The organism is Pseudomonas baetica (assembly GCF_019733355.1).
In the GTDB taxonomy this organism is placed as follows: domain Bacteria; phylum Pseudomonadota; class Gammaproteobacteria; order Pseudomonadales; family Pseudomonadaceae; genus Aquipseudomonas; species Aquipseudomonas baetica_A.
In genome coordinates, this window is record NZ_JAIHLQ010000029.1 from 1 (window position 1) to 21,560 (window position 21,560).

Sequence of the window (21,560 nt, forward strand, 5' to 3'; positions counted from 1 at the left end):
AGCTACCGCTGTCCCAGCAAAACCTGCCGCTACTGCCCGACGAACACATCAACCTGCGCGGCCCTGGCTACTACCACTGACCTGAAAAAGGAGCACCAAAATGCTGCCCAACCCGACACTCGACAAGCTGCAAACCCTGCGCCTGCACGGCATGATCAAGGCGCTGAGCGAGCAACACGCCACGCCCGATATCAATGATCTGAGCTTCGACGAACGCCTCGGCCTGATGGTCGACCGCGAGCTGACCGAACGTGAAAACACGCGTCTGAGCAGCCGCCTGAAACTGGCACGACTGCGCCATAACGCCTGCCTGGAAGACATCGATTACCGCAGCCCACGCGGCCTGGACAAGTCCCTGATCCTGCAACTGGGCAGCGGCCAATGGCTGCGCGACGGCCTGAACCTGATCATCGGCGGCCCAACGGGCGTAGGCAAAACCTGGCTCGCCTGCGCGCTGGCTCACAAGGCCTGCCGCGACGGTTACAGCGTGCGCTACCTGCGCTTGCCGCGCTTGATGGAGGAGCTGGGCCTGGCTCACGGCGACGGCCGTTTCGCCAAACTCATGGCCGGCTATGCCAAGACCGACCTGCTGATCCTGGACGACTGGGGCTTGGCGCCGTTTACCGCTGCGCAGCGGCGCGACATGCTTGAACTGCTGGACGACCGCTACGGCAACCGCTCGACGCTGGTCACCAGCCAGATGCCGGTGGACAAATGGCATGCGCTGATCGGCGACCCGACCTTGGGCGATGCGATCCTCGACCGGCTGGTGCACAACGCTTATCGGATCGAACTGAAGGGCGAATCGATGCGCAGACGCGCAACGAAATTGACGGCGACAGAGACTTCAGACTAACAATGCAAACCTGCGTCGCTGCGCTCCGACTGCCTGTCCAAGTGGACGTGGATCAGGTGTCCAAGTGAGCATGGAACGAGTGTCCAAATGATCGTGGGCTGAGTGTCCAAGTGTCGTGGAATCCGCAGCCCAATCTCGGAATGTGCTGCGAAACCCATGCGCGGTAATGATTCGGTCATTGTTGTTACGCCAACCTTTACCGCCATCTTCCAAATCCCTCTGATCCATGCGTTGCAATGTCATGAGCATGGCCATATTGATGATCGGCTTACCCGTGCGTGTACCCGGAAATAGAAGCGAGCTATCGTTGAATCGGGGCACCCGTTTAACAATGTTACGAGTGCTTCGCTGAACGGGACGGTATGAGTTTTGCCAGCTTTCATGCGCTCTGCGGGAATAAGCCATAGCTTGGCTTTCAAGTCGATTTCACTCCAGCGGGCGGCAAGGACTTCGCTGGTTCGACACGCCGTGAGAATGGTCATTTTGAGTGCGCAAGCGGATTGTCCTTCGACACGGTCAAGCGCTCGCATAAAACGAGACAACACTAAGTAGGGCAATGCGGGATGATTTTGAGTCCGTTTCGTCTTGGATGTTGAAGGTAGCACTTTGTCCAGGTGTCCACGCCAGCGTGCTGGATTTTCACCATCGCGCAACCCGCGTGCTTTAGCTGCATCGAGAACCAATTCGAGTCGATTGCGTACCCGGCTAGCAGTTTCGGCTTTGCTGGCCCAGATGGGTTTGAAAATTTCGAGAATATGCTCGGTGGTGATCTGGTTTGTTGCGAGGTCACCGATAATGGGGGGCGGCATAAGTCGCCAGTGTGTTTGTCCATTGCTGAGAATGGTTTACGTTTTCCCAGCCGGGACGATGGGCCTCTAATTAATCGACTGACACGTCTTGGAAGTTGATTGATTTGCTTTTTCGTTGCTGTTCAGTAGTGAGTTGCACAGCTCGTTCGTTGTCACGAGCTTGTAAGGGGTCAATGCCATCTCGCAGTAAACGACATCTATCACTGCTTTTTTGTCGAGCCTCCTTCAGGCCTTTTGCAGGATCGGCGCCTAAACGTGATATCAATACTTCAAGCGATCACTCACCCAGAAAATCTTCGTGTTCTGTCGCTGCCTCGGTAATGGATAACGATAGAATTGCCGCGCGCAACAGGTCCTGGCGTTTGCGTTCATTGGCGCCACGAGATTGCCAGGTGAAACTGCGTGCACTGGAACGGGCTGCGGTGGCCAGGCGCAATGAATCGGCGTTGGTGAGCCGCCCCAGGATGACAACCACAGGCCGACGTACCGGGTGAAAATCTTCGGCGAGATAATGTAACGCAATGGTGGCATAGCCTATCGTCCAGGCGCCCAAGAGCCCTCGGAGTTCACGTTCGGCCTGGGTATCGATGTCGCCGTTGGCGGTCGCTAGTTGGCGGCCCAGACGGTCCGCGGTCCGGGTCTGCCACCCCCTGAAAGACCATCTGTTCGGATGGCGGCCAATACGCCTAAAATCCCTGCGGACGGCGCGATGCAGCCGATATCGGGTTGCAAGGAGGTTGGAGGGGAAGATCAGGGCGAAAATCAACGTGCCGCATGCGATGCCGAGCAGCAGTATCAGCACACCATTGAAGAAACCGGCAGCGTCGAACATCTGCGATGTGTTTTGCGGTGGGACAGACTCCAGAAAATAATCGCGAAACTGGCCCCCGGCGCAGCGGTACGTGGATGACGCATTGCCAGTCCTGCGGCAAACATGAATCCGCCTGTAATGACCGCCAGCATGGCAAAGTCGGATACAGCAGGCAGCAGCACGAAATTGCACAGCGCCGCAGCGACGGCCGCGCAAGCCGCGCCCGACATGAAGCCGATACCGCCCGCCACGGGGTCCGCCCGGGTGGCAAACAGTGAGCACATCACACTCACGATCGTCACGAAACCAGGACCGGACGACCAGCCGGTAACAATGCAGAACAACGCTGCCGCAGTACGGTAAGAAACGTTCGCAAACCATTGTGTACAGCGCGACTGAATCGATGTGAAAAGCCAATGGCAACGCACGTGCCTTCCCATGAGCGAGCGACTCCCATTGTACCAATGACTGGTGTAGCGATTCGAGCAATACGCTCAGCCGGTCGAGCAAAATTAGCCTGGACGTGGGCAACTGTTCTACGGTGAGCGCTTCCCGCGAGTAAGCCACTTTGACACGTTCGTTCAGTGATGCGACAGCCATGTGCATGGCTGATGGATTGACGGCGATAGCTTCCAGCAATGCCTGCGATTCACCCGTCAGTTCGAGTCCGCCAACTCGCGATGCTTTTGAAAGCTTTACCTGCAGCGACTGGGCCGCAGCCAATTGCGCAAACGTCGCTGCGGTGCAGACCTGAAAACTGCCCATTGAGTGTTTCATGACCGTCGAGCCTGCCGCCGAGTATTCCAGCGCGGTATGCAGATTTATCGCCTTGGCAAAGAGCCGATGCAGTGCAACATCGTTCACTTCGCCTTTGAGTGCTACGGCGCAGGTCGCCGCCGATTGCTGGATGTAACTGTCAAGCTGCGCACGGACATCGTGACGACTAGCACACTACCGCATTGATCCAGAGTGACTGCGTTGCTGGCCGATTGCATCTGTGCATTGCTCATCGAGTGTTCTCCGCAGGTTCGAACGGGGCCGACTGCTAAAGATGAAGGTTGCTGGTCAGAGGAGGGCCGTGCGGGCCCGGCATCAGTGCATCGGGTCATATTGCTTCTCTTTAATGAACAGCGCCGGGATCAGGCCGCAGAACAGATAGGCAACACCCATCGCCAGGAAACCCATGCCGATTGAGCCGCCGGTGGCGAGATAGCCGATACCGGCCGGTGCAATCGCAGCACCTACGCGACCAATGTTGTAGGCACCGCCCACGGCCGAGCCGCGAATCTTGGTCTCGAAGCTCTCGGTCATATAGGTGGCGTTCACGCCATAAGGGATGCCGTACAGGAAGCCAAAGAAGATCAGCAGGTAGGCAATGTTTTCTGGCGATTGGTAGAACACAATCAGTGGCAGGAACAGCGCAGTGCCAAGCGCGCCGAAGGAGTACATCACGCGCCGCCCGAACTTGTCGGCCAGCCAGCCGGCGACCACCTTGCCGAGGATCATGGCGACATAGGTGCCGACCATGTAGAGGGTCATCGCCTTGAAGCTCATGTGCAGTTCTTTTTCCAGGTAGGTCGGCATCCAGTTGTTGGATCCGTAGTAGCCGAACTGCAGAAAGCTGGCGGTCAGCGACCATAGAATGAACATACGGCGATGCTTCGGATTGCCGAAGATCAGCTTGATCGCGCTTTCAGGTTTTTCCTGACTGACGCTGTGCTTTTGACCATCGCTTTTTGCCTGCCCAGCGACCCAGGCAGGTGGTTCAGGAATAACGCGGCGCATCACTACGGCCATTAACACTGGCATGATTGCGATGTAGAACAACCAGCGCCAGCCGTAGGTCGGCAGGATCCAGCCGCTCAGTAGTGTGGCCACCACGTCTCCTGGAGTGCGCACAAGGCAGTACTGCGCCGCTTAGTCGGTACATACTCGGCCAGCAGCGTGTTGCAGACCACGTATTCGGCACCCAGGCCTAGTGCAGCAATGAAGTGGAATACCGCAAACTCGGTGTAGCTGTGGGTCATGCCGAGCGCGGCAGTACCGACCGAGAAGACGACGATGGTCCAGACCACAGTCCGCACCCGGCCATAGCGGTCAGCAGCCCAACCGCCGAAAATGCCACCGATCGCCATTCCGACCAGCGTAATGCTGCCGAGCATGCCTGCTTCAAGACTGGTCAGTTGGAACTCTTTCGTCAGGCTCGACAGGCTGTACGACAAAAACATCAGGTCGGCGCCATCGACCATCAGACCGAGAAAGGCAAACCCGAACACCAGCATCTATTTCCTGTCTTGCGTAGGCGCTAAGGTGTCAATTTGGGCTTTTACCAATGCCATGATTGCGTCCTCTAATTGTTTTAATAGGATGGCTGGCGGACTAAGGTCAGGCAGTCCGCAGGCTAGCCAGCCGGTTGGCAATCAAGTCTCCCGCGTCGCCGACAATGCGCGAGACCAATTGCTCGACGGTGGGGATGTCGTAAACCAGACCCTGGGCCATGCCGACGCTCCATACCCCGTTGTCCCAGTCACCGCTGCTGTAGACCGCGCGGCCACGCGTGCCGGCCACCAACGGCGCCACATCCGGGAACTGCGTACCCGTCTGCTTTTCGAGACTGATTACCTGTTCGGTCAGTGCATTTTTGTGCACGCGCCAAGTATTATTGAAACTGCGCAGAACCAGCTCGGTCTGGCGCTCGTCAGCCTCGACCAGACGACGCTTGATGTCGGGGTGAGCCGGCGCCTCTTGGGTGGCCATGAAGCGTGTGCCCATGATGATGCCGTCGGCGCCCAATGCCAGGGCTGCCACCAGGCCGCGGGCGTCGGCAAAACCACCCGAAGCGATCAGAGGGATTTTGATTGAGTCGGCCGCACGAGGGATGAGTACCAAGCCGGGAATGTCATCCTCGCCCGGGTGGCCGGCGCACTCGAAGCCGTCGATCGAGACTGCATCGACGCCGATCTGCTCGGCCTTGAGCGCGTGCCGCACCGATGTGCATTTATGGATGACCTTGATCCCGGCTGTCTTGAAGCGGTCCATATAGGCGACCGGATTGTTGCCTGCAGTTTCGACAATCTTGATGCCGCTGCGGATGATGACGTCGATGTACTCGTCGTAGGGGATCGGCCGGATCGCCGGCAGGAAGGTCAGGTTGACGCCAAACGGCTGAGTCGTCATCTGGCGACAGCGCTCGATCTCCGCATGCAGATCATCTGGGCTGGGCTGCGTCAGAGCGCTGAGAAAACCCAGAGCGCCACTGTTGGCAACGGCGGCCACCAGCTCGGCGCGGGCAATCCATTGCATGCCGCCCTGGATGATGGGGTGCATGACCCCGAAGGTTCGGGTGAAGTTGGTTGATAACATGAGGTCTCCTGATTAAGCGTCGTGTGGTAGTGGGTGTCAGGCCAGCAGGTTGGCTTCGGTACGGCTCTGCAGGTAGTCGAACGTGACGCCGGGCGCCATGGCCTTGACTTGTAGGCCGGCTTGGGTGACGTCCAGCACGGCCAAATTGGTGTAGATACGCGTCACAACACCCGCAGCTGTCAGTGGTAAGTTGCAACGTCGCAATAGACGAGGGCGACCCTGGGTGGTGTGCTCCATCAATACCCATACCTGCTTGGCGCCAAAGGCGAGTTCCATGGCCCCGCCAACGGCCGGAGGCGTCCCAGGATCAAGCCGGGTCCAATTAGCCAGATCACCGTTTTCAGCAACTTCGTAAGCGCCTAGAATCGCTAGATCAAGATGACCGCCGCGCATCATTGCGAAACTGAGTGCCGAGTCGAAAATGGCCGAGCCTGGCAGCAGTGAAATGGGCTGCTTGCTGGCGTTGATCAGGCAAGGGTCGGCCTCGTTAGCGGGTGGGCGAGCGCCGAAATGCAAGATGCCATTTTCACTGTGGAGGAAAATTTCACGCTCAGGTGCCATCAGGTTGCCGACCAGTGTGGGTAAACCGATTCCCAGGTTGACGTAGGCGCCATCCGGTATGTGTTGTGCGGCATGTGCGGCGATCTGCTCACGGGTCCACGGCGTCACCCCGTTTTCAAGGTTGAGAACGGGGTTCATAAGTACTCCTGAGTTGCCGATTTATTGGCCAATACAACACGGTCGATGAAAATGCCGGGTGTGACCACGGCTTGCGGGTCAACTGTCCCCAATTCCAAGAACTCGTCCACCTCCACGGCCACCAGATCGGCGGCGGTCGCCATGAGGGGATTGAAGTTCCGGCCTGTCAGGTGATAGATCAAGTTGCCGTAACGGTCAGCCGCTCGCGCGCGCAGCAGTGCGAAGTCGGCTCGCAGGGGCAACTCAATCAAGTAGTCTTCGTCGCCGACACGGTGAATGGTTTTTCCGTCGGCCAACATGGTTCCGATGCCGATTGGACTTAGAAAGCCTCCGAGGCCGGCTCCCCCGCAACGTATCCGCTCCGCGAGGGTGCCTTGCGGAACCAGCTCCAATTCAATCTTCTTGTCGCGGTAGGCGTTGCGGAAGACAGTCGCACCCGCAGTCAAGGGGTAGGAGCAAATCAGCTTGCGTACAAGGCCGGCAGCGATCAGCATCGCCACCCCTTCACGGTCGTAGCCAGCGTTATTCGAGATCACCACCAGATCCCGAGCACCTTGGTCGAGCACTGCTTCAAGCAGCCCTGTCGGCAAACCAGCGCTGCCAAAGCCGCCGATCATCACGCAACAACCATCTTTGAGGTTCTCTATGGCTGCGGTGTGGGACTCCACATATTTGTTAATCACAGCATTGCCTCCTGAACACGTCGCTTTGCAGGACTTCATCTTCAGGAATGCAGTTGATAACATCAATCAACCGTAAGTTTTGATTCTATAAGCTAGTCTTATGATGTCTGGCAGTATCGACCTGGATCACAATTAGGTGGAATGGCTGTCTATAGAGCCGTTGATAAATGGGTTATTTGTGATGGAAATTGAATTACGCCACTACCGCTATTTTTTGGCGCTGGCCGAAGAGTTGCACTACGCCAAGGCCGCCGAGCGCTGCGGCATTTCGCAACCAGCACTTAGCCAACAAGTGCGCGCACTGGAAGAGCGCGTGGGCGCCAGCCTATTGTCGCGTAGCCGACGCCATTTGGAGTTGACGGAAGTCGGCAAGGTGTTCTATGCCCAGGCGGTTGCCATGCTACGTCAGGCCGATGCTGCCAATTCGGCCATCGTAGAGGTGGCTCAAGGCCGGTCAGGTCGGGTGGTGATCGCCTATCTCGCCTCGGCCGCGTTGTCAGGTGCATTGCCCGGTATCGTGTACCTGTATCGACAGCAAAGGCCCCACGTCGAGTTGGTCCTGCACCAGATGGATATGGAGGAACAGATCGATGCTGTGACCAAGGGGCTGTGTGATGTTGGGTTTATTCGTCCACCCATTGCATTGCCCGAGGGGGTGGCGTTGTTTGATGTATTGCGCGAACCGTTGATGGTGGCACTGCGCAGCAATCATCGCTGCGCCGCAATGGCTCGCGTGCGCCTGGAAGATTTGCAGGATGACACGCTCATCAGCGTGCACCGCAAGGAAGGTATCGGTTTCTATGACACAACGATGAAGGCTTGCGCTGCTGCGGGCTTTGTTCCGCGGGTCGAAGTCATTTCGTCGCAGATGTCGATCGTGATCAGCATGGTGGCGGCCGGTTTTGGCGTTGCAATCGTGCCCGCATCGACGCGTACTTTCATGCCGCCCGACGTGGTGTTTCGGTGCATTGAAGGGTGTGATGTGACGACGGCATTGTCGATGATCCATGCCCGCAATAATCAGTCACCAGCCGTCCAGTTATTCACCAAGATGGCACGCGACTGGGCCCGCAGTACGTCCATAGCGAGCGTCAGCATTAGCAGGTAACCGATGGCGTCAGAGTGAGTCAATGGTGCCAGGCCGCGTAGGTTTCCACCGCCACGAGGCAAAGAGGCGAGGCGGCGAACCGCTAGGCCTCCCGGAATTACAAAGCGCTATTGCTTTTGCGGGTCGAACTGCTTATCTCTGATAAACAACGCCGGGATCACGCCGCAGATAAAATAGGCTGCGCCCATGACCAGAAAACCCAAGCCAATCGAGCCGTGAGAGGCGAGAAATCCAATTGCTGCCGGAGCAATCGCTGCGCCCAGGCGCCCGATATTGTAAGCACCGCCTACAGCAGATCCTCGGAATTTTGCCTCGAAACTTTCAGTCATGTACGTGGCGTTTACACCGTATGGAATACCGTACAAGAAGCCAAATACCACCAGCATCCACAGGATATTTTCCGGGCTTTGAAATAACACGATCACCGGCAGGAAGAGTGCCGTTCCCAATGCTCCAAAGGCGAAGACGGCGCGGCGCCCAAGACGGTCAGCCGCCAGACCTGCGAGTATTTTACCGAGGATCATGGCGGTGTAGGTACCAACCATGTAGGCCGTCATGGACTTGAGGTTCATGCCCAGTTCGCTTTCCAGGTAGGTTGGCATCCAATTGTTGACACCGTAATAGCCGAATTGTAGAAAACCAGCAGTCAAAGCCCAAAAAATGAACATGCGGCGAGCCTGTGGGTCGCTAAAAATAAGTTTGTACTTACTATCGCTTTTTTTGCTCGCTACTTTCGTGATGCCATCGATTTTTTGCTTGGCACGCTCAGCCTGAGCGTTGATCCACGCTTGTGGTTCTGGGACAAAGCGTTGCATCACTACGGCCAAAATCACCGGGATAATGGCAATGTAGAATAGCCAGCGCCAGCCATGGATCGGTAGGATCCAGCCCGCCAGTAGCGTCGCAACGATATAACCTACTGACCAACCTGCTTGCAGCGTGCCGAGTACAGTTGTGCGGTAGCGAGTGGGTACGTATTCAGACATCAGCGTATTGCAAGCCACATACAGTGCACCGATCCCTAGCGAGGCCACAAAACGGGTGATCGCGAATTGCCAATAGTTATGCGTCATGCCGAGCACTGCCGTGCCAACTGAAAAAAGTATGATACTCCAGACTACCGTTTTCACTCGACCGAAACGATCGCAGGCCCAGCCACCGTAAATGCCCCCGATCGCCATTCCAGCCAGGGTAAAGCTTCCCAGGCTGCCGGCCTCTATGTTGCTCAGACCGAATTCGGCTTTCAAGCTACTGAGGCTGTAGGAAAGAAACATCAGATCGGCACCGTCGATCAAAAGTCCTAGAAAGCAGAAGATAAATACCAGCACCCAAGTGTTTGTCTTGGCCTGCGCACTTGCGCCGACATGAGCAGAAGCTTCCATAACGTTTCCTTATTGTATTTATAGGGAAGGGGGGGCTTTAACGCGTATTTGAAGGTTTGAGGGGTCAGCCTTGTGCGTCGCGAATCATGTTGCGGGCGATGACGATCTGCTGGATCTGAGTGGTACCCTCGTAGATGCGGAACAGACGGACGTCCCGATAGAAGCGCTCGATCGCGTATTCGCTGACGTAACCGGCGCCACCGTGGATCTGCACGCAACGGTCGGCAACCCGTCCGCACATTTCAGTGGCGAACATCTTGGCGCAGGAGGCTTGCGTGCTGACGTTAAGTCCGTCGTCACGCTGGCGTGCGGCATCCAGGACCATGCAGCGGGCTGCATAGATTTCCGCCTTGCTGTCGGCAAGCATCGCCTGGATCAGCTGGAACTCGGCAATCGGCTTGCCGAATTGTTTGCGCTCAATCGCATATTGCAGTGAATCGGCCAACATGCGCTCGGCGGCGCCGACGCTCAGGGCGGCAATATGCAGGCGACCTTTATCCAGGACTTTCATGGCGGTTTTAAAACCCACGCCTTCAACGCCACCGATCAGTTGGCTGGCGGGAACGCGGGCATTTTCAAAGATCACGTCGCAGGTGTGAGCGCCTTTGTGGCCCATCTTGTGATCGGGTTTACCCAGGGAAATCCCGACCGTGTCACGCTCGACGATGAACGCACTGATGCCACCGGCACCCTTGATGTTCGGATTGGTGCGCGCCATCACGGTGAAGATGTTGGCGTGGGGCGCATTGGTGATGAAGCGCTTGGTGCCGTTGAGGGTATAGCTGTCGCCGTCACGCACGGCCGTGGTTTTGAGCGAGGCGGCATCAGACCCTGAGTCAGGTTCGGTCAGGCAGAAGGCACTGAGCAGCTCGCCGCTGGCCAGCTTGGGCAGGTACCTGGCTTTCTGCTCCGGGCTGCCATCGAGCAGAATGCCGATAGAGCCGATGCCGTTGTTGGTCCCGATGTAAGAACGAAAGGCCGGGGAGGTACGCCCCAGTTCGAAGGCGATCTTGACCTCTTCTTCCATGGTCACGCCCATGCCGCCGAACTCTTCCGGCAGGGTCAGGCCGAACAGCCCCATCTCTTGCAAGTGCACGACGATGTCGTCCGGGATGTTGTCGGTCTCGGCCACCTCGTTCTCACGGGGAATCAGTACTTCGCTGACGAACTGACGAAGGGAATCCAGCAGTATCTGCAGGGTTTCGGTATCACGGATCATGTGCGCTCCCAAGGCTCGCAAGCGAGCCGGTTTTTTAGGGCGCCGTTACTCCGTGCGTCAGCGAGCAGCGGCGCCAATGTTATTGACCATGTTGATCAGGCGAGGCCCGATATCGTCCACGAGCTGCTCACGGGGTAGCTGAAAGCTCGGTCCACCGCAGTTGAAGGTCAGCAACCCGTACTGCGGGTGCAGCAACGGCACTGCGACGGAGTTGACGTCGCGGTGCCACTCACCGACTGACAGGCAGAAGCCGTAGTCGGCGTAATCCCTGAACGCTCTGTCCAGGCCCTTGCGGATGGCTGGCCATTGCTCCGTTTCACGCTGGCGAATGTGGTCGAGCAGAAATTCCCGCTCGGTTTCCGGCATCGCCGCCAGGCACGCCCGGCCCACCGAACTCTGTGCCAGCGGCAAGTAGCTGCCGATCTGCCGGCGCATGGTCATGTTGCCCTGACCCTGGACCACATCCAGGTACACCATCTGCAGTCGATCGCGGGCGGCCATCGCGACGGCCGCCTGAGCGTGATTGGCCAAATCCTCCATCAACGGATGGGCCACTGTGCGAATCGCCAGGTTCGACAACATGGCGTAACCGAAACCCAATACGCCGACGTCCAGCTGATACTTGCCTGAATGTACTTCACGCTTGAGGCAGCCCAGCCGCATCAGCGTATTGGTCAGCCGCGTCACGGTCGGTTTGGGCAGCCCGGTCATCCGCGCCAGGTCCTGATTGCCGAGCACATTGTCCCGCGGCGTGAAACAGCGCATCAGCTCAAGCCCGCGGGCCAACGCCGTCACGAACTGGCCAGTGCTTTCGTCATCGCTCAGCGCGCTGGCGGGATCGAGCATGCCCATCTTCAGCAAGCCGATTTCATCCGTTCCTTTCGACTGGTCCACGGCCTGGTGATCTGCCTTGTTGCGACCCATGGTAGAACCTCGCTTTCGAGAAATGCAAGAAAATAAAATACAGTTTCGTCTAGCGAAATTGTATTCGCTGCTTTAAAAAAAACCAACCCATTTATAGTTATCTAGTAAAACCTTGTATTTAAAGGATTAAACAAGATTTATCAGTTTACCGGTTTACAGGGATTTATAAGCGTCTCTATGATTGATCATGATTACGGTATTCAGTTTCGTATGGCGAAACATAATAAGAGGTAGATATGGACTCCCAGCCCAACGCTGTAGTGACTCTGCACATTCGCGATGACGCCGTCGCTGTCGTACGGATCCAGCGGCCCGAGGTCAAGAACGCGCTCAATAGCGCCGTGCGCGAACAGTTGGCAGAAATCTTTCGCGTCCTGGCTGGCAATGAACGGGTGCGTGCGATCGTTCTCACCGGTGGTGAACAGTGCTTTGTCGCCGGTGCCGATATCCGTGAGTTCGCCGAGGCCAGCCCTATCGAGATGTATCGCCGCCACACGGAGTACCTGTGGGAGGCCATTTCTCGTTGCCCTAAACCTGTGATCGCCGCGGTGAACGGTTTTGCCCTGGGCGGCGGCTGCGAACTGGCGATGCACTGCGACATCATCGTTGCAGGGCAGTCGGCACGCTTTGGCCAGCCGGAGGTCAAGTTGGGCCTGATGCCGGGCGCCGGTGGCACCCAGCGGTTGATTCGCGCCGTCGGCAAATTCCAGGCGATGCGTATCGCCCTCACGGGATGTCTGGTCCCGGCCCCCGAAGCGCTGGCCATGGGTATGGTCAGCGAGGTGGTGAGTGACGAGCGCACAGTGCCGCGCGCCCTCGAGCTGGCCGCTGAAATAGCCGCCTTGCCGCCGCTGGCTGTGGCGCAGATCAAGGAGGTGCTGCTGCTCGGCGCTGACTTGCCCCTGGACAGCGCCCTGGCGTTGGAGCGCAAGGCGTTTCAGTTGCTGTTCGATTCCAGAGACCAGAAAGAGGGCGCCAATGCCTTCCTTGAAAAACGCAGAGCCACCTTCTCGGGAGAGTGAAGCATGACATGCGAGATAAACCGTATGGCTGTGGTAGGGGCTGGCATCATGGGCACCGGCATTGCCCAGATTGCAGCCCAGGCCGGTATCCAGGTGCTGTTGTTCGATAACCGCGAAGGCGCCGCCCAGGCTGCTCGCGATAACCTTGAACAGACGTTGGGCAAGCTGGCGAGCAGGGGCAAGATCCTCGGCGCAGATGCACAGGCCACACTTGATCGCCTGCAGGTAGCGACCGCGTTGACCGAGCTCAAGGAGGTCGACCTGGTCGTCGAAGCCATTATTGAGCGCCTCGATGCCAAGCAGGCGTTGCTCGCCCAGCTTGAAGCTGTCGTCGCTGACGATTGCATTCTGGCCACCAATACCTCGTCGCTGTCCGTGACCAGCATCGCCCGGGAGTGTCGTCGTCCTGAGCGTGTCGCGGGGTTCCATTTCTTTAACCCGGTACCACTGATGAAAGTCGTCGAAGTCATCGACGGCCTGGCCAGTGATCCGCTAGTCGGTGATCGCCTGCAGGCGTTGGCGGCGCGCATGGGCCACCGGGGTATTCGGGCCAAGGATACGCCGGGGTTCATCATCAACCATGCGGGACGCGCCTATAGCACCGAAGCCCTGCAAATACTCAAGGAAGGCGTGGCCGAGCCTGCCGAAATCGACCGCATCCTGCGCGAAGGCCTGGGGTTTCGCATGGGCCCGCTGGAGCTGTTCGACCTGACGGCCCTGGATGTCTCGCACCCGGTGATCGAGTCGATCTATAACCAGTTTTACCAGGAGCCTCGCTATCGCCCGGCCGCATTGACTCGGCAGATGCTTGAGGCCGGATACGTCGGGCGTAAGGTCGGGCGAGGCTTTTACCGGTATGCCAATGGCCAAATGGTCGATGCGCCCCCGGCGCAGGCAGTGCCGATCATGGAGACCCTACCGCCGGTGTGGCTGGGGGCCGAGAACGAGACCGATCGTGTCAGCCTGATGGCGTTGCTGGAGCAGTTGGGCGCGCAGGTAGAGCAGGACGCCACGCCGTCCAGCGAAGCACTCTGCCTGCTGGCGCCCTATGGCCTGGATGCCACCAGCGCTGCGGTACGCTTTGCCACCGACCCGACGCGCACGGTATGCATCGACCCGCTGCTCGACAGCGCTCGCTACCGCACGTTGATGCTAAACCCGGCCACCCGAGTCGACATGCGAAATGCCGCACATGCAGTGTTCGCTCGCGATGGCGTCGGAGTCAGCGTGATCAACGACAGTGTCGGCTTCGTCGCTCAGCGTGTGCTGGCCATGATCGTCAACCTGGCCGGCGATATCGTCCAACAGCGCATCGCCAGCGTTGATGACCTGGATGAAGGTGTTCGCCGAGGGCTGGGTTATCCAAAGGGGCCGTTGGCCTGGGGTAACAGCGTTGGCAGCAAACGCCTGCTGACCATCCTGGAGCGCATGACCGAACTGACCGGCGATCCGCGTTACCGGCCGAGCCCTTGGCTGCGTCGACGCGCGACCCTCGGCCTATCGCTGTGCCACACCGAGCCGACACTGACCTGACCTGACCTTAACGCCTAGGATACTTTTATGCTCGACGCCTACATCTTCGCAGGGCTGCGTACTCCCTTCGGTCGTCACGGTGGTGCACTCGCACCGGTGCGCCCCGATGATCTTGCGGCTCATGTGATTCGAGAACTGCTTGCGCGATATGCCATCCCTGGTGACGCTATCGAGGACGTGATCCTCGGCAATACCAACCAGGCAGGTGAGGACAGTCGCAATATCGCCCGCCACGCGGCGCTGCTCGCCGGTTTGCCAGTGACGGTGCCGGGGCAGACAGTCAATCGATTGTGTGCCAGTGGTCTGGCCGCCGTGATCGACGCAGCCCGCGCGGTGACCTGCAAGGAAGGCGAACTTTTCATCGCTGGCGGGGTGGAAAGCATGTCTCGCGCCCCCTTTGTCATGGCCAAGGCTGAAGCCGCCTACAGCCGTGATTTGACGGTCTTCGACAGTACCATCGGCGCGCGCTTTCCCAACCCGAAAATCGTCTCCGAATTTGGCAATGACAGCATGCCTCAGACGGGAGACAACGTGGCCCATGAGTACGGTATCGACCGAACACAGGCCGATATTTTTGCCGCAGGCTCGCAAGCGCGGTACGAAGCAGCGCGCAAGGCTGGCTTCTTCGCTGACGAACTACTTGCGGTGAGCGTACCCACCGGCCGAAAGACTCCGCCCAACGTGATTGAACAGGACGAACACCCGCGTCCGCAATCGGATTTCGCGGCACTGACTCGCTTGCAGCCTTTGCTCGAAGGCGGCGTGGTGACTGCGGGCAACGCTTCTGGTGTGAATGATGGTGCCGCTGCTTTGCTGATTGGCTCCTCTGCCGCTGGCGAACGCCATGGGCTGGTACCTATGGTGCGAATCCTGTCTGCAGCGGCCGTTGGTGTGGCGCCTCGCATCATGGGCGTCGGTCCGGTAGAGGCGATTCATAAGGCGTTGGCGCGAGCCGGACTGAGCTTGGCGGATATGGACATCATCGAAATCAATGAAGCTTTTGCCAGTCAGGTTCTGGGCTGTCTTAAAGGACTTGGCCTTGCTTTCGACGATCCTCGCGTGAACCCCCATGGCGGTGCCATTGCCGTAGGGCATCCGCTGGGCGCTTCGGGTGCGCGATTGGCACTGAGCACCGCACGGGCGTTGCAGCTAAGTGGCAAACGTTACGCGGTGGTCAGTCTATGTATCGGCGTCGGCCAAGGGCTGGCGATGGTTATCGAGCGCGTCTGAATGCGCGCAAAAAAGGTGGTATGAAATGGGTGCTTTGACTGGATACCGCGTGCTCGACTTGAGCCGTGTGCTGGCCGGTCCTTGGTGTGGCCAGACCCTGGCCGACCTGGGAGCCGAAGTCATCAAGGTTGAACGACCGGGTGCGGGTGACGATACCCGTGGTTGGGGGCCGCCATGGATGAAGGGTCAAAACGATGAGACCACACGTGAAGCCTCCTATTACCAATCGACCAACCGTGGCAAGTTATCGGTGGCGCTGAACCTGGCGAGCGCCGAAGGCCAGGAGCTGGTACGCGCGTTGGCCACCGACTGTGATGTGCTGATCGAAAACTACAAGGCGGGGTCTTTAGCGAAATACGGACTGGATTATGCCTCCTTGTCTCAGCTCAATCCGCGGTTGGTGTATTGCTCGGTGACTGGCTTCGGGCAGACCGGGCCGCGAGCTGCAGAGCCGGGTTATGACTTCATCATCCAAGGCATCGGCGGGCTGATGAGCATCACCGGGGAACGTGATGACCTACCCGGTGGCGGGCCGCAGAAAGTTGGCGTGGCGTTCTCCGACCTGATGACAGGGCTCTACTCGACGGTCGCCATTCAGGCTGCATTGCTCAGCCGCGAGAAAAGCGGCGAGGGTCAATACATCGATATGGCGCTGCTCGACGTTCAGGTCGCCACACTGTGCAACCAGAGTCAGAACTACCTGGCTTCCGGTAAAGCCCCAGGCCGCTACGGTAATGCGCACGCCAACATCGTCCCGTATCAGGTATTCCGCGCCAGTGATCAGGATTTCGTTATCGCCTGCGGTAACGACTCCCAGTTCGTTGGACTCTGCGAGGCTATCGGTCTGACGGACCTTCCTTTAGACCCTCGCTTTGCGCGCAATGCGGACAGAGTGACGAATCGGGAGGCAGTCATCGAGATTCTTGCGCAGCATTTTCTCGGCGCCACCGCCGATGAATGGGTGCGACGTATTCACCCGCAGGGCGTGCCGATAGGGGTGATCAACAGCATTGCCCAGGCACTGGATGAGCCGCAGGTGAAAGCGCGCAATTTGCTGGTGAACATCCCCCATCCGCTGAAGGCAGATTTCGTGACGGTGGGCAGCCCCATCAAGTTGTCGGGCACGCCGGTGGAGTATCTGCGCCCGGCACCGATGCTGGGTGAACATACGGATGAAGTTCTCAAGCGTCAGTTGGGCCTGGACGATGAACGCCTGTCCGAGTTGAAGGCACGCGGCGTCATCGAGCAACTTGGCGAACGCTGATATGCATGACCTCGCAAGCCACCTGAACTGTCGGGTCAGTTTTCACCATTGGAGCCTGTCATGAAAGTCCTCGTAGCCATCAAACGGGTGGTCGACTACAACGTGACAGTTCGCGTCAAGGCGGACAATTCCGGCGTCGATCTTGCCAATGTCAAGATGTCGATGGACCCGTTCTGCGAAATCGCAGTGGAAGAAGCCGTACGCTTGAAAGAACTTTCTATAAAAGAAGGGCTCGTTGCGACTGAAATCGTCGTCGTCTCCGTCGGCCCGTCCACCGCTCAAGAGCAGCTGCGCACCGACTACCTGCTGGGTGCCGATGAGTACTCTCTGGACGAAGTGATAAACCAGCCTGCTGGCTTACCAGCAGGCCGGAGCCGATAGCCTGTTCGCGCCGGGGCTCAAGACTCTGGAGGATGTGCAGGCAGTTCAGGCCCGGCTGAGCAATCCGCTGACGTGCTGCCGGTCGCGAGCATGAGCATCGACCCATTGCCCTCCGGCCGGTGTGCGTCGGGTAAGCCTGGGCAGCTCGATATTCCGGGCGGCTTCCCAGCAGATTTCGGCAGTCTTGCAAGGCCTGGCGGCCTGGAATACATGCTCCGGCCCCAGCTCCTCAAGGCGCTGGATGACAGTATGCGTTAAGGAAACTCTGAAAAAGACTTCCAAATTTGGTGAAATACCCCAGTCCCAAGAACTGAACGGTTGAGCCCCGATGAAGCAGATGTCCTTCGCTGACGCCGAATACGCTGGCAAACGCAAACAAACCCGCCGTGAACGCTTCCTGATCGAGATGGATCAGGTTGTGCCCTGGAATGGCTTGGTCAAACTGATCGAGCCGCACTATCCGAAGGGCGAAGGTGGTCGTCCAGCCTATCCGTTGATGGCGATGTTACGGGTTCATCTGATGCAAAACTGGTTCGGCTACAGCGACCCGGCGATGGAAGAATCACTCTATGAAACGACGATTCTGCGCCAGTTCCCGGGGCTGCATCTGGATCGGATTCCAGACGAAACCACGATCCTCAACTTCCGCAGATTGCTCGAAAAACATGAACTGGCCAGGGGGATTTTGCAGGTCATCAATGGCTATTTGGGCGACCGTGGTTTGTTACTGCGCCAAGGCACCGTGGTCGATGCGACGATCATTCATGCGCCGAGTTCGACCAAGAACAAAGACGGCAAACGCGACCCTGAAATGCATCAAACCAAGAAAGGGAATCAGTACTTTTTTGGTATGAAATCGCACATCGGTGTCGATGCCGAATCCGGTTTGGTGCACAGCCTGGTGGGCACGGCGGCGAATTTGGCGGACGTAACCCAGGTCGATCAGTTACTGCACGGAGAAGAAACCTACGTCTCTGGCGATGCCGGTTACACCGGCGGCGAAAAGCGCCCCGAGCATCAAGATCGCCAAATGATCTGGTCGATTGCTGCGCGGCCCAGCAGCTATAAAAAGCATGCAAAGAAGACCCTGATCGGGCGCATGCGTCGCAAAATCGAATACGCCAAGGCTCAGTTGCGCGCCAAGGTTGAGCATCCATTCCGGGTAATCAAGCGCCAGTTTGGTTATACGAAAGTCCGCTTCCGAGGCTTGGTTAAAAACACTGCGCAGCAGACCACACTGTTTGCCTTGTCGAACCTGTGGATGATGCGAAAACGGCTGTTGAATGCAGGCGAGGTGCGCCTGTGATGCGGACAATGGGCGCTGAAAAGCGCTCATATGCAGAAAAAGGGGAATTGAGAGAGGAAAAGGTCTGATTTTCGCTTGAATCGACATTTTTTGAGCCTCAAGTAGCGGGGCAGTAAAAAACGTCTGCCTATTTCAGACCTTCCTTAGGTTATCTCGCCCCATTTCGTGGGATGCGAAGAGCATTCGGATGGCCAGCATTGCGCCTGTTAACACTGCCGTAATACCTAGGGCTTCATACAGCGTTGGTAAACGTTGTTCAAAAAGCAATCCAAATAGGGTCGCGAAAAGAGATTCGAGAGCAATTAGTTGCCCCGAAAGTACCATGGGTAAATACCGAGACGCTTTGTTCCACGCCCATGCCCCCAATACGGACGACAAAATTGCAATTAGAAATGCCCACACATAAAGGCCTCCAGCGTTGGCAAAGCTAGCGCCTCGAGAAGGCATTTCAAAAAGGTTAAACGCGTATCCCAAGGGCATAAGCAGAAGCATACCCAGCGCGCTCCCTACCATCATGAGTCCTGTCCACGCGCTTGTTGAGTGTACTGAGATTTTGCTGAGACCTTTCTGGTTCAGCACACTGAACGCTAACCAAAACGCCACGGCACAAACAGAAAAAAGCACCCCGAACACGGCTGTGCCTTGTGAGGCGAGCGAGGTTTCATTAGCCATAACATTGATGAGCAGCAGGCCGAATATCAGCATGCACAAAGGCAATGCCAATTTTCGCCACGCCAATATCTTGCTTTGCGCATTTCCAAGCAAAGCCAGCAGCGCAGGCACCACCGCGATGAATGCAGGCGTCAGGACGGGGCCGCTTATCTTGACACCGCATGCAATGCAGACGCTGTATCCTAGATAGCCTATGGCTCCCAGTGCCAACGCCATCGCCCGCATAGGAAGTGTCAGCCCTCGAACGTTTGTGCGGTCGACGATCATCCAAATAATACCGACTACTCCAACGATCATGAATTTGACTGCCAGAAAGTCAAATATGCTGTAGTTCCCAGTGACATACGGAACGATGAAATTCGAACCCCAGCATAATGTTGCAAATATCGCAAAAAATATGCCGAGGACAAAAGTGTGAGCTGATGTGTTCATAGGCGACTCCAAGGTTGGTAATCGCAATTTTGAACGTTTCCGAATGTATGCTACAAACGAGTTATCAGCCCTCAATGCATAAGCCATGGTTATGCATTTACTCGGTAAGTCACTTCCTCCACTCGCTAGCTTGTTGCCTTTTGAAGCGGCCGCCCGCCTGGAAAGCTTTTCACGAGCTGCTGACGAACTCCATATCACTCAGGCAGCAGTAAGCCGACAGATACGAGGGCTTGAGGAGGATCTTGGTGTAGCACTCTTCGACAGGCGCAACCGTGCGGTCTTTTTAACGCCAGAAGGACGGCAGCTTGGGCTTGTCGTGAATGCCGCGTTAAACCAAATAAGCTCAGTCGCTGAGGGCTTGCGAGGCTCGGCCCGTCGGCATCAGGTCGTATTGCTCTCCCAGCTTTGTGAAGCGTTCTACTGGCTGATGCCGCGCCTTTCTCGCTTCCACCAACGCCATCCGGATATTGAGATTCAAGTCGTTACCACTACCCAACCGTTGACGGAATTCGGCGGTCATTTCGACGTTGCTCTCCAGAGCACTGGTCGAGCAAGCGGATTAAATCACCTGTTATTCACGGCTTCTGACGAAGTGTTCCCCGTGTGCAGTCCCGATTATCTCAGTAAACAAGAGGACGCATTGAAAGTCACAGATTTGGTACACCATACGCTCTTGCACCACCGGGCTACGCCTCCTCATTTGATGGAGTGGGACAGTTGGCTAGCCGAGTTCTGCATCGTTCTGGATGGCCGCACCAAAAATCGTCATTTCGACAGTTACCCGATGATGCTTCAAGCCGCAGTGGAAGGACATGGTATTGCACTCGGCTGGGCTCGAACTGCCGGGAGATTGGTTGAAAGCGGAGACTTGACAAAGCCTTGCGCTGAAAGCGTGTTTTTACCGCAAGCGATATCTGTTTTTAAACGCCCTGTTATTACCGAGCGAAGAGAAACCAACTCGCTGATAGAGTGGCTCAGGTTTGAACTGTTAGAAGCGATAGATTAGGCGCACGAGATCTCTGATCGAAACTCGACCAATTCGACTACTGGTTGCCACCTATGCGGTAGCAACTCGGCGATCTCACTCGCTCGCTGCGTCGGTAGCCGCGCCAGAACGTCTTTCAGATAAGCATGCGGGTCATGCCCATTGAGCTTGGCCGACTGGATCAGGCTCATCAGCGCCGCCGCACGTTTGCCGCTGCGCAACGATACTGCAAAGAGCCAATCTTTGCGTCCAAGAGCCCATGGCTGGATCTGCTGCTCGATGTGGTTATTATCGATAGGCACGACGCAGTCATCCACCATCGCCTTTGGCGTCGGGTTCAGGAAGGCGTGTTGGCCGGACGGTTAGTGCGCCAGTTAAAGCTGGCGGAGGATAGTCGATGAAAGTTCGATACTGGTAAGAAATGGCGAATCGATCAGACCCCGAGTCATGCATGTTGCACCGCGAGGTGCAGGGTGAAGCGTTGACAGGGGAAGCCGATGGGCCAGCCATTGAGCTGCGTAATCAGGAATTCGGGATGCCGATGCTGTTATCCGAAGCAGAAGGCAATACGGAGCATGGCGTTATACGCCAGTCATGCTCTGATCCCGCGCGGTCGGAGACCCTGTGCACGTCGGGACGTCCTTTGCACAGAAACTGGGAGATCTCAGCGATGCCCGGTGCGCAAGCACCGGGCGGAGTAGGAAAGGCCAAAATCCGTAACCCTACTGTCTACGTCGCTGAGAAGTCGGATACGTCCGTAGTACCTGAGAAGCCGTCGAACAAAGGGCCGAGCCCTGCGGAGATGGTGGAGGAAAGGGACGTAGCCAAGGGAAACACCGACACGTCCCCCGGGCACAGAGCCGGATCAGTTGCGCGTCGAT

At 57.3% G+C, this 21,560-nt stretch carries 16 protein-coding genes and 4 pseudogenes; 9 read left to right on the forward strand and 11 right to left on the reverse strand.

Annotated elements, in window-relative coordinates:
* Positions 1-100: 100 nt before the first annotated feature.
* A complete protein-coding gene (gene istB, locus K5E40_RS23460) occupies positions 101-856 on the forward strand; it encodes an IS21-like element ISPre4 family helper ATPase IstB (protein WP_034000379.1) in 756 nt (251 codons plus the stop codon).
* A gap of 239 nt (positions 857-1,095) precedes the next feature.
* Here the strand turns inward: istB and K5E40_RS35140 are convergent, their stop codons facing one another.
* The 6 genes and pseudogenes from K5E40_RS35140 to K5E40_RS23490 all read right to left on the reverse strand — a co-directional run bounded on the left by K5E40_RS35140 (position 1,096) and on the right by K5E40_RS23490 (position 7,221).
* A complete protein-coding gene (locus K5E40_RS35140; protein ID WP_231998119.1) occupies positions 1,096-1,665 on the reverse strand; it encodes a phage integrase central domain-containing protein in 570 nt (189 codons plus the stop codon).
* Positions 1,666-1,942: 277 nt separating this feature from the next.
* Positions 1,943-2,916: pseudogene (locus K5E40_RS23470) on the reverse strand (FUSC family protein).
* Positions 2,917-3,568: 652 nt separating this feature from the next.
* Positions 3,569-4,758, reverse strand: a pseudogene (locus K5E40_RS23475) (MFS transporter).
* A 103-nt stretch (positions 4,759-4,861) separates the two neighbouring features.
* Positions 4,862-5,839, reverse strand: a complete 978-nt coding sequence (locus K5E40_RS23480; RefSeq protein WP_221732857.1) for a nitronate monooxygenase family protein — start codon at positions 5,837-5,839, stop codon at positions 4,862-4,864.
* Positions 5,840-5,875: 36 nt separating this feature from the next.
* Positions 5,876-6,538, reverse strand: coding sequence for a 3-oxoacid CoA-transferase subunit B (locus tag K5E40_RS23485; protein ID WP_010562408.1), 663 nt, complete (start codon positions 6,536-6,538; stop codon positions 5,876-5,878).
* The gene (locus tag K5E40_RS23490) at positions 6,535-7,221 is read right to left on the reverse strand and encodes a CoA transferase subunit A (protein ID WP_010562409.1); all 687 of its coding nucleotides are present in this window, start codon (positions 7,219-7,221) and stop codon (positions 6,535-6,537) included. Before K5E40_RS23490 ends, K5E40_RS23485 begins: the two co-directional genes overlap by 4 nt.
* Positions 7,222-7,402: 181 nt before the next feature.
* On the opposite strand from K5E40_RS23490, the gene K5E40_RS23495 reads away from it, so the two are divergent.
* Complete coding sequence (locus K5E40_RS23495) at positions 7,403-8,329, forward strand: LysR family transcriptional regulator (RefSeq protein ID WP_010562410.1); 927 nt, start codon at positions 7,403-7,405, stop codon at positions 8,327-8,329.
* A 107-nt stretch (positions 8,330-8,436) separates the two neighbouring features.
* Here the strand turns inward: K5E40_RS23495 and K5E40_RS23500 are convergent, their stop codons facing one another.
* The 3 genes from K5E40_RS23500 to K5E40_RS23510 all read right to left on the reverse strand — a co-directional run bounded on the left by K5E40_RS23500 (position 8,437) and on the right by K5E40_RS23510 (position 11,854).
* A complete protein-coding gene (locus K5E40_RS23500) occupies positions 8,437-9,711 on the reverse strand; it encodes an MFS transporter (protein WP_010562411.1) in 1,275 nt (424 codons plus the stop codon).
* Between the two features lie 64 nt (positions 9,712-9,775).
* Positions 9,776-10,930, reverse strand: a complete 1,155-nt coding sequence (locus K5E40_RS23505; protein ID WP_010562412.1) for an acyl-CoA dehydrogenase family protein — start codon at positions 10,928-10,930, stop codon at positions 9,776-9,778.
* Between the two features lie 57 nt (positions 10,931-10,987).
* Positions 10,988-11,854: an IclR family transcriptional regulator gene (locus K5E40_RS23510; RefSeq protein WP_010562413.1), complete on the reverse strand. Its 867-nt coding sequence runs from the start codon at positions 11,852-11,854 to the stop codon at positions 10,988-10,990.
* 236 nt (positions 11,855-12,090) lie between these two features.
* Here K5E40_RS23510 and K5E40_RS23515 point away from each other — a divergent pair, with 236 nt between their 5' ends.
* The 6 genes and pseudogenes from K5E40_RS23515 to K5E40_RS23540 all read left to right on the forward strand — a co-directional run bounded on the left by K5E40_RS23515 (position 12,091) and on the right by K5E40_RS23540 (position 18,590).
* On the forward strand, positions 12,091-12,876 hold the full coding sequence (locus tag K5E40_RS23515) for an enoyl-CoA hydratase (protein ID WP_221732858.1): 786 nt from the start codon (positions 12,091-12,093) through the stop codon (positions 12,874-12,876).
* 3 nt (positions 12,877-12,879) lie between these two features.
* Entirely contained in the window at positions 12,880-14,409 is a 1,530-nt protein-coding gene (locus K5E40_RS23520) for a 3-hydroxyacyl-CoA dehydrogenase (RefSeq protein ID WP_221732859.1), read from the forward strand.
* Positions 14,410-14,436: 27 nt separating this feature from the next.
* Positions 14,437-15,639 carry a 3-oxoadipyl-CoA thiolase gene (locus K5E40_RS23525; RefSeq protein WP_010562416.1) on the forward strand — a complete coding sequence of 401 codons (1,203 nt, stop codon included), beginning with the start codon at positions 14,437-14,439 and terminating at the stop codon, positions 15,637-15,639.
* A 25-nt stretch (positions 15,640-15,664) separates the two neighbouring features.
* Positions 15,665-16,903, forward strand: a complete 1,239-nt coding sequence (locus tag K5E40_RS23530) for a CaiB/BaiF CoA-transferase family protein (RefSeq protein WP_221732860.1) — start codon at positions 15,665-15,667, stop codon at positions 16,901-16,903.
* A 60-nt stretch (positions 16,904-16,963) separates the two neighbouring features.
* A pseudogene (locus K5E40_RS23535) lies at positions 16,964-17,239 on the forward strand (electron transfer flavoprotein subunit beta/FixA family protein); the annotation flags it as partial.
* 373 nt (positions 17,240-17,612) lie between these two features.
* On the forward strand, positions 17,613-18,590 hold the full coding sequence (locus K5E40_RS23540) for an IS5 family transposase (RefSeq protein ID WP_221732861.1): 978 nt from the start codon (positions 17,613-17,615) through the stop codon (positions 18,588-18,590).
* 132 nt (positions 18,591-18,722) lie between these two features.
* Here the strand turns inward: K5E40_RS23540 and K5E40_RS23545 are convergent, their stop codons facing one another.
* The gene (locus tag K5E40_RS23545) at positions 18,723-19,694 is read right to left on the reverse strand and encodes a DMT family transporter (RefSeq protein WP_221732862.1); all 972 of its coding nucleotides are present in this window, start codon (positions 19,692-19,694) and stop codon (positions 18,723-18,725) included.
* A 91-nt stretch (positions 19,695-19,785) separates the two neighbouring features.
* On the opposite strand from K5E40_RS23545, the gene K5E40_RS23550 reads away from it, so the two are divergent.
* Positions 19,786-20,700, forward strand: coding sequence for a LysR substrate-binding domain-containing protein (locus K5E40_RS23550; protein WP_221732916.1), 915 nt, complete (start codon positions 19,786-19,788; stop codon positions 20,698-20,700).
* On the opposite strand, the pseudogene K5E40_RS23555 reads toward K5E40_RS23550, so the two are convergent.
* Positions 20,697-20,996: pseudogene (locus K5E40_RS23555) on the reverse strand (transposase domain-containing protein); the annotation flags it as partial. The gene K5E40_RS23550 and the pseudogene K5E40_RS23555 overlap by 4 nt on opposite strands.
* Positions 20,997-21,560 lie beyond the last annotated feature (564 nt).